The organism is Paenibacillus sp. GYB004 (genome assembly GCF_036577605.1).
Classification (GTDB): Bacteria; Bacillota; Bacilli; order Paenibacillales; family NBRC-103111; genus Paenibacillus_AB; species Paenibacillus_AB oceani.
In genome coordinates, this window is sequence record NZ_JARBDB010000047.1 from 66,256 (window position 1) to 79,240 (window position 12,985).

Here is a 12,985-nt window from a genome sequence, read left to right on the forward strand (position 1 = left end):
TTTTTGGAAACAACTTTATAAGATGTTCATACGATTCAATTCTTTCTGGGAAAGAACCTTTATAACGTTGCACTATAAAATTCTTCCTAAGGCTGCAAAACAAGGAGAAAGCCGCGATTTATGATATAATAGTTTGATAGAGAAGAGACGTTAGCGGCATCCGTTGGCGCATCAATCGCGGTTGGGGGATGGACATGACCAAATATACACCGATGATCGAGCAATATTTATCGATCAAGGCGCAGGCGGAGGACGCTTTTTTGTTGTTCCGCCTGGGTGATTTTTACGAGATGTTTTTCGAGGATGCGATCAAAGCTTCGCAAGAGCTGGAGATAACGCTGACCGGCAGGGAAGGCGGCATGGAGGAGCGCATACCGATGTGCGGCGTTCCGTACCATTCGGCGGAATCGTACATAACCCGGCTGATCGAGAAAGGATATAAGGTTGCGATTTGCGAGCAGGTCGAGAATCCTGCGGAAGCGAAAGGCCCCGTCCGCCGGGAGATCGTACGGATCGTGACTCCGGGCACCGTCATGGACGGTAAGACGCTGGGAGAGACGAAAAACAACTTCCTCGTCTGCGTCACCTCCGCGGACGATCAATATGGGCTCGCCGCCTGTGACCTGTCGACCGGCGAGCTGTTCGTGACGAAAACCGAAGATACGCTGGAGCAGCTCGTCGACGAGATTAACGTCTATGCTCCGTCCGAGCTGATCGGACAGCCGGAGTTGCTGGACAAGCTGCAAAGCTCGATGTCCGGCTGGCTGACCACCAAGCTGTTCACCGCCAGATCCGGCATGGACGAAGAACTGTTCGAGAGCCAGTTTCCCGAGGAGGAGCGGCGTGCGATTCCGTCTGTATGCCGGGATGCGGCTTCGTTGCTGCTCTCCTATCTGAACGAGACGCAGAAGCGCTCCCTATCCCATATTACGCATATCGAGGCGTACGACCGCCAGCAGCATATGACGATGGACCCGTTCACCAGACGCAACCTGGAGCTTACCGAGACGGTCCGCGAGCGGTCCAAAAAAGGTTCGCTGCTGTGGCTTCTGGACCGGACCGTCACTTCCATGGGCGCGAGGCTGCTCCGAAGATGGATCGACAAACCGCTTACGAGCCGGGATGCGATCGAGCAGCGGCTTGAAGCCGTCGACTGTTTGTACAACGGGCTAATCGTCCGGGAGGAACTGCGGCAGCAGCTCAAGGAAGTGTACGATCTGCAAAGGCTGGTCGGGCGTATCTCATACGGCAGCGCCAACGTGCGCGATCTGCTTGCGCTGAAGCTGTCACTGATGCAGGTGCCGGCGGTCAGGCAGCTCTGTATCTCCTCGGGGTCGGCGACGCTCCGGACGCTCGGGGAAACGATGGATGACTGCGGCGATATCCTGCAGTGGATCGCAGACGCGATCGCCGAGGAGCCGCCGGTATCGGTCCGCGAAGGCGGATTGATCAAGGCCGGCTTCCACGGTCGGCTCGATCAGCTCCGGGAAGCGAGCACGAACGGCAAGAAGTGGATCGCCGAACTGGAGCGCCAGGAGCGCGAAGCGACCGGCATCCGTTCGCTGAAGATTGGCTACAACAAAATATTCGGTTATTATATCGAAGTGACGCGCAGCAACCTCGGGTCGCTGCCGGAGAACCGCTACGAGCGCAAGCAGACGCTGGCCAATGCGGAGCGGTTCGTGACTCCGGAGCTGAAGGAGAAAGAAGCGCTTATTCTCGAAGCCGAGGAGAAGATGGTCGATCTCGAGTACGACCTGTTCATCGAGCTGCGGAACAAGCTGGCCGGCGAGGTCAAACGTCTGCAACTGCTGGCCGAGACGATCGCCACCGCGGACGTGCTCCAGTCGTTTGCGGCGGTAAGCGCCGCTTACCGCTACCGCAAGCCGGAATTGTCCGGCCAATATGAGTTGAACGTCGAAGGCGGACGTCATCCTGTCGTGGAAGCGATATTGAAGGACGGCTCGTTTATTGCCAACGATACCCAGATGGCGGCGGACGACGGCCGCGTGCTGCTGATCACCGGACCGAATATGGCGGGGAAGAGCACGTACATGCGCCAAGTGGCGATGATCTGCATCATGGCGCAGATCGGCTGCTTCGTCCCGGCGGAACGTGCCGTCGTGCCGATTGTCGACCGCATCTTCACCCGAATCGGCGCTGCGGACGACCTCGTCGGCGGACAGAGCACGTTCATGGTCGAGATGATGGATATCCGGACGATGACCGCCAAGGCAACCTCGCACAGTCTCGTCATTATCGACGAGCTGGGCAGAGGCACGTCAACCGCCGAAGGGATGGCGATCGCGCAGGCGGTCATCGAATATTTGCACGACCGGATCGGCTGCAAGACGCTCGTATCAACTCATTTTCACGAGCTGGCTCACCTGGAGGAGACGATGCCCGCGCTCCGCAACCATTGCATGGCCGTCAAGGAAAGCGGGCAGGACGTTACGTTTTTACGCAAAATGATCCGCGGAGCGGCAAGCACGAGCTATGGGATTTACTGCGCGCGGGTCGCCGGGCTTCCGGACTCGATTATCGACCGGGCCTACGACTTGCTGAACCGGTTCGAGGCGATCTCCTCGGTCCTGCAAAGTCCCGGCGAAGCGGCGGCCTCTGTCGAGGAAGCGCTGCGGCTGAACGAGACGAAGCCGTCAGTACCGCCATCCGCCGCTGTGCAAGCGGAGCTTCCGCAACCGGACAGGGTGATGGAAGCTTCGCCTATCGTTCAGCTCAGTCTGTTCGGTGAAGGCGAGAAGTCGGACAAGCCCGGGAGCAAGACGAAGACCAAGTCGGAGCTTGCCGCCGAGAAGCTGGTCGAGCAGTTGAAGTCAGCCGATCTGATTAACATGACGCCTCTTCAGGCGATGAATTTCCTGTACGAACTAAAGCAGAAAGCATCTGCAGACCTAAAATAAAGAGGAGGGCTCCATATGAAAAAAGCCCCGGTATCCGGCTTCTTGAAACGACTGCCCGCATGGAGCGCTTCCCTCGCTCTGTTCGGCGCCCTGATGTTCCCTGCCGCCGTTTCGGCGGAACAGGCGACGAAGGAGCAATATAAGGAAGTGTATCAGCTGATCAATCAGCTGCACATCAACGGTTCGTCCGTCAAAGAATCGGAGGGAGGTTCGATCGACGAGCTGATCGGTTCGCTGAACGATCCTTACACCGATTTTTTCGATGAGAAGGAATGGAACTCGTTCAACAATTCCATCCAGCTCAATTACCCCGGGATCGGCATGCGGCTCGGCCACGATGAAGGCGGCTATATCGCCGTTCAAATTTTCGAAGGATCGCCGGCCGAAAAAGCCGGGATGAAGCGCGGAGACTATATCGTAGCCGTAGCGGACAAGCAGACGGCGGACATGACGCTTAATGAGGTTACCGAACTCGTCCGCGGGCCGAAAGGAACGGAAGTGTCGATTACGGTCCGACGCGGCGGCGAGGAGCTGAATCTGAAACCGAAGCGGGGGCAGATCCACCTTCCGGTCGTTGACGGCGGCATGATGGAAGGCCAGATCGGTTATTTGAACATTGACAGCTTCTCGGAAGATGCCGACGAATTGTTCGCTCTGATGCTCTCCGACCTGAAATACCGGAAAATCAAAGGACTTGTCGTCGATTTGCGCGACAACCCGGGCGGATATTTGGAAACGGCGAAACATATCGCCGAGCAGTTTATCCCGGAAGGGGTCCTGATCCATACCCGCGATCGTGACGATATCGATGAGCCTCTGGAGATCCTGAACGGCAAAACGGTAGAATTCCCGGTTGTAATTCTCGTCAATGAAAATAGCGCCAGCGCATCCGAGGTGTTGACGGCCGCTATGCAGGATTATCACAAAGCAACGGCTGTGGGCACCAAAACTTACGGGAAAGGCAGCGTACAGGGGCTGTACCCGCTCGAATCCGGCGGCGTGCTGAAGCTGACGATCCAGGAATATTTGTCACCGAAAAAACGGACGGTCAACAATGTCGGGCTGTCGCCGGATGTGAACACGGAAGGTTACGTCCCGCAGCTTTTGATCGGTCTTCATACGGCCGGACTTAAGGAGCTTCGCTTGGAAGTGTTCCGGCACACCTACAAGGTGAACGGCTTGGAATTTTTCGATGTCGGTTTGCCCCGCCTGAAGCTGGACGACAAAGATTATTTGCCGGCCCGGGTATTGGCGGCCTTCGCAGGCAAACCGCTGGAGTGGAACGATACCGCAGCGGGAGTCGATATCGGTGCCGGAGCGGAACGTATCCTGTTCGACGCGAATTCGGGCTTCCGCATTGTAGAAGGTACCGGATTTATCGAGCTGGCCAAGTTTAAGGAGAAGTTCCCCGGAATCGAATGGACGAGCGATGCGGAGAAAACGGTGCTGACCACGAAAGGAAACGGGGTTTAATGGGAAAAATTAAAGTGCTGGACGAGCATGTGGCAAACCAGATCGCGGCGGGCGAAGTAATCGAACGTCCGTCGTCGATCGTGAAGGAGCTCGTCGAAAACTCGCTTGATGCGGGGAGCACCCGAATAGATGTGACGGTGGAAGAGGGCGGCCTGCAGCTGATTCGCGTAACCGACAACGGGTCGGGCATCGCTACGGAAGATTGCGAGGCCGCTTTCTTCCGTCATGCGACGAGCAAAATCGAGAGCGGCAAAGATTTGTTCCATATCCGCACGTTAGGGTTCCGCGGAGAGGCGCTGCCGAGTATCGCCGCTGTCTCCAAGGTGGAGTGCGTCAGCGCTGCGGAGACGGGCGGACTCGGACGCAAGCTGATTATCGAGGGCGGTTCCATCAAGGCGTTTCAGGAGACGGCCGCTTCCCGCGGCACCGATATGACCGTCAGGGAGCTGTTCTACAACACGCCGGCGCGGCTGAAATATATGAAGACGATCCAGACGGAGCTCGGGCATATATCCGATTATATGTACCGCCTGGCGATGGCGCATCCCCATGTCGCGTTCAGCGTGAAGCATAACGGCAATTTGCTGCTGCAGACGCTGGGCAACGGTGATCTGCTGCAGGTAATGGCCGCTGTATACGGAACGTCGACGGCCAAGGCGCTGCTTCCCGTCCAGGGGGAGAACGCCGACTATACGCTGAAGGGATACGTCAGCCGTCCCGATGTCACGCGTTCGAACAGACAAGGGATGACGATTGTAATGAACGGCCGCACGATCCGTAATTACGCGGTGTCGGGCGCCGTGATGAGCGCCTATCACACGCTGCTGCCGATCAACCGGTATCCGATCGCGGCGCTGCATATCGGTATGGACCCGTCGCTGGTCGACGTAAACGTCCATCCGGCCAAGCTGGAGGTCCGGTTCAGCAAGGAGCAGGAGCTCGTCCGGTTTATCGAAGATCAGATTCGGAGTATACTAAGAGGTCAGGTTCTTATCCCGCAAGCCTCCAGACCGACGCCGAAGGCGGCTGTCGTCCAGGAGCGGATGGAACTGTACCGGAGCGCCCCGGCTCCGGACGCGCTGGCGGATCATCCGCTTCCGGAGCCGCCTCCTCCTCCTCGCATTCCGGATGAGCGCGACACTGTGTCGGAAACGTTTCAAGCTCCGGAGCAATTACCGGTGGGCGCGGCGCGGCCCGATTCGGAGCCGAGGGAGACGGCGAGGTCGGCGCCTCCTGTCGAGAAGGAGCCGTATTCGGGCGCTGCGAAGGAGTTTCGAGAGCCGGTACGCCAGCCGGTTAACCCGTATTCGCAGAAACAAGCCGGTTCCCGCGAGCCGGCCTATCCCGTGCAGCCGAAAAGCGGTCTCTCTTACGACAAGCTGGTGGACATCCTCCCGGCGAAGGAGGATGCCGCGGAAACGATACCCGCCGCTCCGCAATTTCCGAGACTGGACCCGATCGGCCAGATGCACGGCACCTACATAGTGGCGCAGCACGAGAACGGCTTGTATCTGATCGACCAGCATGCGGCCCATGAGCGAATCAATTACGAGTTTTATTACGAGAAATTCGGCAAGCCGGCCGAAGCGAGCCAGCAGCTGCTCGTGCCGATTACGCTGGAGTTTACGTCCGCCGAAGCGGACGTCATCCGGGATAAGCTGCCGGTACTCGAACAGGTGGGCGTCTATCTCGAATCGTTCGGAGGGGGCACGTTTCTGGTCAGAGCGCTTCCCTACTGGTTTCCTGCCGGAGAAGAAAAGGCTCTGGTGGAGGAGATGACCGAATGGCTGCTGGCCGAGAAAAAATCGGTCGAGCTCACCAAGCTGCGCGAGAAGGCGGCGATTATGTGTTCCTGCAAAGCTTCGATCAAGGCGAACCAATCGCTCAGCACGACCGAGATCGAAGCGCTGCTCGACAGGCTGGCTGCTTGCCGCAACCCGTATACGTGCCCGCACGGCCGTCCGATCGTGGTCAGCTTCTCCACCTATGAGCTGGAAAAAATGTTTAAGCGGGTGATGTGATGCTGGTTACGACTTCCTACTCCCCTTCGCCCGATGCGGAAGCGCGTGCGAAGCGGCTGGCTGCGGAGCTCGGCGTCCGTTACGTTCCGAGAGGCACATCCTCTGTACGCAGATTGGGCGAACGTTACCGCGATTCTCACTTTATGCTCGTCTCCGAGCGGGAGCTGCATTATTACGGAGACGGGGACGCTCCGCTTTTCTTCCATCCGTCCCTTTCGTTTGTCCGTGTGAAAAGGCTGATGAACGGGGAGAACGACGGACTGATTGAGATAACGGGAGCAAAGCCCGGAGACCGGATTCTCGATTGTACCGCGGGACTCGGTGCGGACTCGATCGTATTCTCGTATGTGGCCGGCCCCGATGGAAGCGTGACGGCGGTCGAGAGCGAGCCCGCCTTGTATACGATCGTCAAGGAAGGGCTCGCCTCCTACGAGACGCATCTGGAGCCTTTTAACGAGGCGATGCGAAGGGTGCGGATGAAGCTGGGACATCATCTGGACGTGCTCCGGATGATGCCTGACGACAGCTTCGACATCGTTTACTTCGATCCGATGTTCCGCCAGCCGGTTGAACAGTCGAGCGGCATCGGCCCGCTTCGCCAGGCCGCCAATCACGAGCCGTTGACGGAGGAAGCGATCCGCGAAGCCGTCCGCGTCGCCCGCCGAAGCGTCGTGCTGAAGGAGCACCGCGACAGCGGGGAATTCGAGCGGCTCGGATTCCAGCAGCCTTCGCGCACCCGAACGAAAATTGCATATGGAGTGATTCACCCTTGACGGAAACGGAAAAGAAACCGGCGCTGCTCGTTCTCGTCGGACCGACGGCAGTCGGCAAAACGAAGCTGAGTCTGGAGCTGGCCGGCCGCTTCGGCTGCGAGATTATATCCGGAGACTCGATGCAGGTATACCGGGGGATGGATATCGGAACGGCCAAAGCGACGGAGGAGGAGCGCTCGCTCGTTCCCCATCATATGATCGATATTCATGATCCGGATTATCCGTTTTCAGTCGCGGAGTTTCAGGAGCGGAGCCGGGCTTTGATTGAAGAGATAAGCAGCCGGGGCAAGCTTCCCTTCATTGTCGGAGGAACGGGGCTTTACGTCGAATCGGTATGTTACGATTATCAGTTCAGCGAGGGCGGCTCGGACGAGGACTATCGCCGCGAGCTGAACGAATACGCGGACAGCCATGGGGAAGAGGCGCTGCACGACAAGCTGAAAGCGATCGATCCTCCGTCCGCGCAGCGCATTCATTCCAACGACCGCAGGCGCACGATCCGGGCGCTTGAAGTGTACCGTCTGACCGGAATCCCGCAATCCGAACATTTGGCCCGACAAAAAAAGCAATCTCCTTACGAACTATGTATCGTCGGGCTGACGATGGAGCGCGATCTGCTGTACGAGAGAATCGAGCAGCGGATCGATCTGATGATGGAGCAGGGGCTGGTCCGGGAAGTGGCGTCGCTTCTGGACAAAGGGTATTCGACCGATCTCGTATCGATGCAGGGTCTCGGCTATAAGGAAATTGCCGGATATGTGACCGGGCAGTACGAGCTGCCGATGGCCGTAGAGCTGCTGAAGCGGAATACGCGGCGGTTTGCAAAGCGCCAGCTATCCTGGTTCCGGCATATGAAGGACATACGCTGGGTCGACGTGACGGAGCCAAATATTTCTGCGCATTTGCAAATAATTAGTGATATAATAGCAGGAAAGTTTCCACCCGATCCAGAATAAGTAGGGAGCAATCCGAATAATTCCGGCATACGTCCGTGGAATTTTATGATTCGAAACGATTAGGGGGTACTCTTTTCATGAACAAGTCGATCAATATTCAGGATACGTTCCTGAACCAGCTTCGCAAAGAGAGCATTGCAGTCACCGTCTATTTGACGAACGGCTTCCAAATTCGCGGATACATCAAGGCATTTGACAACTTCACGATCATTATCGACAGCGAAGGCCGCCAGCAGATGGTGTACAAGCATGCGATCTCGACTTTCACGCCGCAGCGTCCGGTTTCGCTTATGCCTCAGGAGCCCGCCGCCGAGTCTTGATCGTGTGAAAGCCCGCTTCCTGCGGGGTGAAGACGTACGGATGAAACTTTTTGCGCCTCCGTTACGTTTAATAAATGAACAAGTAAAGAAGCAGAGCAACCCCATCCGGGTTGTTCTTTTGCTTCAATCGGGTAAGGAGGGAGTCGGACGATGAGCGCAACACGGAACTCCAACGCCAATCAGCCGAAAAAACAACCGAAAAAAAGAAAGGCGAAAAAGAAGTTTCGTCCGAAAAAGCTGCTTGTCTGGTTTTTGATTACGTGCGCGCTTGGCGCTTTTTGCGCGATGGCGGGATATATCGTAATCATGCTGAACGGGGAAAAATACTATGAGGAAAACAAAGATAAGATGGTGATGGCCGACGCAGCCATCGTGTACGACAGGGACAATCAGGAAGTGACGACGCTTGCCAGGGAAAACCGCGAGCTGGTGACGATGAGCGAAGTTCCGGAGAAGCTCGCACAGGCGTTTATCGCTACCGAGGACAAACGGTTTACCGAGCACAAAGGGATCGACTTTTGGTCGATCGGCCGTGCACTATACAAGGACGTTATGCACCGCAGCCTCGTTGAAGGCGGCAGCACGATTACGCAGCAGCTGGCCAAAAACATGTTTTTGGACGCTGACAAGACGATATTCCGCAAAGCGAATGAAGCGGCAATCGCGCTGGCGCTTGAGCGGAAAATGAGCAAAGAAGATATTTTGGAAGCCTATATGAACCGGATCTATTTCGGCAATCGGGCTTACGGCGTCAAGGCGGCAGCGAAGCTGTATTTCGGCAAATCGGACCTGACATCGCTCCAAGTATGGGAAATGGCCACCTTGGCGGCGATCCCGAAGGCGCCGTCGTATTATAATCCGATCAGCGATCCGGAACGTTCCAAAGAAAGACGCGGCGTCGTTCTGCAGCTGATGAAGGACCAGGGCTACATTACCGAGGAAGAACGGGCGAATGCGGCCGCAGTCGTATACGACTACAAGCCTCCGACCAAGAGCAACCAATACGCCGCCTTTATCGATTACGTCGTTAACGAAGCGGTCGAGAAAACCGGTAAAACCGAGGATGAGCTGCTGCGCGGAGGATACAAAATCTATACGACGATGGATCAGACCGCGCAGAAGGCGATGGAGCAGGCTTACGCCAACGACAAGCTGTTCCAGGCCGACGGTCCGAAGCAGCAGATGCAAAGCGCGATGGTCATCGTCGATCATAAGACAGGCGGTATTATCGGGATGATCGGCGGCCGAGACTACAAGACCAAGGATATGAACCGGGCGGTCCGTCCGCGGGCGCCGGGCTCGTCGTTCAAGCCGATTACCGTGTTTGCTCCAGCGATGGAGTACGACTTCAACAAGTACAATCCGTATACGATGCTGAAGGACGAGAAGATGTCGTTCGGCGGTTATTCCCCATCCAACTGGGATAACGTGTACTTGGGACAAATGAGTATGAAGCAAACGATCCAGAAGTCCGGCAACGTCGCCAGCGTATGGCTGCTCAACGAGATCGGCGTGAAGCGAGGGATGGACTTTTCCAAAAAGATCGGAATCCCGCTTGACGAATCGAAAGACCGGAATCTCGCGATCGCTCTCGGCGGATTGACCAAGGGAGCTACTCCGCTCCAGATGGCTGCGGCTTACGGCGCGTTTGCCAACAACGGCCAACTGAACGAAAGCCATTCGGTGTTGAAAATCGAACGTGCAGGCTCGGAGGTTTACACGTACAAGCCGGCGAAGCCGGAACAAGTGATGAGCGCGAGAACCGCATGGTATATGACCGAGATGCTCAAAAACGCCGTAGATAACGGCACGGGAGCCAGCGCCAAAATGAACCGGGCGGTAGCTGGCAAGACGGGCACAACCCAGCTGGATTTGAAAGGGCTGGAGAAATATAACCGCGACGTCTGGTTCGCAGGGTATACGCCGGAATGGTCGGCGGCGATCTGGATGGGCTTCGATACGACCGACACGCAGCATTACGTGAAGGACGGCAGCGCACGGCCCGCTATTTTGTTCAAGGAAGTTATGACCAAGGCGCTTGCGAACCACAAACCGTCGCAATTCGTAAAGCCGAAGGGCATCGAGGATATCAGCGCACCGCCGCCAACTGTCAGCGATCTGGCCGGCACCTACATCAAGGAAGAACAAACCGTCAAGCTGACCTGGTCTCCGGTCCAAGGCGACAATATCGTATATAAAGTGTTCCGCAAAGGAACGAAGGACAGCGAGCCGAAGCTGCTGGCCAGCTCGGCGACGCCGGAGCTGCGCGATATGGCGATTCCGGGCGACAAGTACGAGTATTACGTAGTTCCGTACAACTCGGCAACGAGCATAGAAGCGGAGAAGTCCAATGTCGTTACGGTCGAGATTCCGGCCGGCGGCAATCAGGGCCCCGGCGAGGGGAACGGGAATAACAACGGCAACAATGGCGGAAACGGAAATACTAACGGCAACAACAATGGCAGTAATAACGGAAGCAACAATAGCAATAACAACGGAAGTGGAAATACCGGTGGAAACAATACCGGAAACAACACGGGTAACAACACCGGCAATGGTAATGGAGGCAACACGGGCAACAATACTGGTAACAACACAGGAAACAATACCGGAAATAACACTGGAAATAACACTGGAAATAACACGGGTAACAACACCGGCAACGGTACTGGAAGCAATACGGGGAACAATACCGGGAACAACACCGGAAGCAATCCCGGGGATTCAAATCCAGGAACCGGAACCGGGACCGGTGGTACAGGCACGAGCAGCGGCGGCACTTCCACAGGGGGAACTGAAACGGGTGGTTCAACCGGCGGCAGCAACACCCCGACAGGCTCCACCGGTACAGGAGGCGGAAGTACGCAGCAGCCGATTCCAAATCCGAATCAAGTTCCTAATCAGACCCGATAGACGGTATCGGGTACGATCCGATTAACCGGTTTTATCCTAACCCTATTAAATCGGCGAGAAGCACATGCCGCTGTGAACGGTGTGTAAGAACGGTGTGTAAGAACAAAAACTCTAACGGACACAGCGGTCGTTATTACGGTGAATTTCGATCCAATTGATTTTTAACGGACATGAATGCAACTATTTGGTGAGAAATGTTACTTTTAGAGGTGGTTCGTAGTGAATAAGTGCTGTGGTGACCGTTACATTTAAAAAAACAGTTTTTTCAGCGAAATAGCCTCCACTATGTCCGTTAGAGTATGGTTTAGCTTACATTCCGGGTTCATCTTCATTTTAATGCGGAGAAGAAAAAAACATTCTGATCTCTTAAGAATAGCTTTTAAACGAAGCCTTTACCACGCTAATCGATCCTGCGTAAGAGGCAGCTTTTCTTGGTTCAGAATGTTTGGATTCACTTATTCACTTCAATGCTCTATCGCTTTAGATAACTTAAACATTCTGGCGACAAAAAAACCGGCAGGGCAGTTCCCCTTGCCGGCCATTTTTGTGCCATTTAAGCCAATATGGAATCGATCTTTGCCAATTCCTCGTCGCTGAAGCCCAGGCGATTTAATGCCGCGACATTTTCTTCGATCTGGGATACCCGGCTGGCGCCGATCAGGGCGGAAGTTACTTTGCCTCTTCGAAGCACCCAAGCCAGCGCCATTTGCGCAAGCGTCTGGCCGCGTCCTTCGGCAATCTCGTTCAGAGCGCGTATTTTCGCAATTTTGTCGTCGGTCACATCTTTGGATTTCAGAAATCCGGTCACTTTGGCCGCGCGCGAATCTTCAGGAATTCCCGAAATGTACCGGCTCGTAAGCAGCCCTTGGGCGAGCGGGCAAAAGGCGATCGTGCCTGCCCCTGTTTCGTCCAGCACGTCCTGCAAACCGTTTTCGATCCAACGGTTCAGCATTGAATAGGAAGGCTGGTGAATCAGCAGCGGCGTGCCGAGCTGCTTCAAAATTTCGGCGGCACGGGCCGTTTGCTCCGCATTGTACGAAGAAATCCCGACATACAGCGCTTTGCCTTGACGCACCACGTGATCGAGCGCCATCATCGTTTCCTCCAGCGGAGTGTCCGGATCAGGACGATGCGAGTAAAAAATATCGACGTAATCGACGCCCATCCGCTTCAGACTCTGATCGAGGCTGGAAACTAGATATTTCCGCGAACCCCAGTCCCCGTATGGCCCCGGCCACATATGATAGCCCGCTTTCGTCGAGATGACCAGTTCGTCGCGATAACCGGCAAAATCCGTTTTGAGAATCCGGCCGAAATTTTCTTCCGCGCTTCCCGGAGGTGGACCGTAGTTATTGGCCAAGTCAAAATGCGTAATTCCGAGATCGAACGAACGGCGAAGCATCGCCCTCATGTTCTCCAAATAATCGACTCCGCCGAAGTTGTGCCACAGCCCGAGCGAGATTGCCGGCAGCTTCAGTCCGGAACGTCCGCACCTGTTGTATACCATCGATTCGTACCGGTCGCTTGCAGGAGTGTAGGTCATTGTTGTTGTCACGCCTCCTCTATGTAGAGATCCTCGCTATTACCTCTTCATCATAACGGTTTCGT

The 12,985-nt window shown here is 55.8% G+C and carries 8 protein-coding genes; 7 read left to right on the top strand and 1 reads right to left on the bottom strand.

Annotation, left to right across the window (positions count from 1 at the left end):
• Positions 1-194 precede the first annotated feature (194 nt).
• From mutS to PV433_RS18920, 7 genes are all read left to right on the top strand, one after another.
• Positions 195-2,921, top strand: coding sequence for a DNA mismatch repair protein MutS (mutS, locus tag PV433_RS18890; protein ID WP_332073615.1), 2,727 nt, complete (start codon positions 195-197; stop codon positions 2,919-2,921).
• A 15-nt stretch (positions 2,922-2,936) separates the two neighbouring features.
• Positions 2,937-4,394, top strand: a complete 1,458-nt coding sequence (locus tag PV433_RS18895; protein WP_332073616.1) for a S41 family peptidase — start codon at positions 2,937-2,939, stop codon at positions 4,392-4,394.
• A complete protein-coding gene (mutL, locus tag PV433_RS18900) occupies positions 4,394-6,415 on the top strand; it encodes a DNA mismatch repair endonuclease MutL (protein ID WP_332073617.1) in 2,022 nt (673 codons plus the stop codon). The genes PV433_RS18895 and mutL overlap by 1 nt, the downstream gene beginning before the upstream one ends.
• Entirely contained in the window at positions 6,415-7,188 is a 774-nt protein-coding gene (locus tag PV433_RS18905) for a class I SAM-dependent methyltransferase (protein WP_332073618.1), read from the top strand. Before mutL ends, PV433_RS18905 begins: the two co-directional genes overlap by 1 nt.
• On the top strand, positions 7,185-8,144 hold the full coding sequence (gene miaA / locus PV433_RS18910) for a tRNA (adenosine(37)-N6)-dimethylallyltransferase MiaA (protein WP_332073619.1): 960 nt from the start codon (positions 7,185-7,187) through the stop codon (positions 8,142-8,144). Before PV433_RS18905 ends, miaA begins: the two co-directional genes overlap by 4 nt.
• Positions 8,145-8,221: 77 nt before the next feature.
• Positions 8,222-8,464 carry an RNA chaperone Hfq gene (gene hfq / locus PV433_RS18915; protein WP_190924873.1) on the top strand — a complete coding sequence of 81 codons (243 nt, stop codon included), beginning with the start codon at positions 8,222-8,224 and terminating at the stop codon, positions 8,462-8,464.
• A 150-nt stretch (positions 8,465-8,614) separates the two neighbouring features.
• The gene (locus PV433_RS18920) at positions 8,615-11,377 is read left to right on the top strand and encodes a transglycosylase domain-containing protein (RefSeq protein ID WP_332073620.1); all 2,763 of its coding nucleotides are present in this window, start codon (positions 8,615-8,617) and stop codon (positions 11,375-11,377) included.
• A gap of 553 nt (positions 11,378-11,930) precedes the next feature.
• Here PV433_RS18920 and mgrA read toward each other — a convergent pair.
• The gene (gene mgrA, locus PV433_RS18925; RefSeq protein ID WP_332073621.1) at positions 11,931-12,920 is read right to left on the bottom strand and encodes an L-glyceraldehyde 3-phosphate reductase; all 990 of its coding nucleotides are present in this window, start codon (positions 12,918-12,920) and stop codon (positions 11,931-11,933) included.
• Between the last annotated feature and the right edge of the window lie 65 nt (positions 12,921-12,985).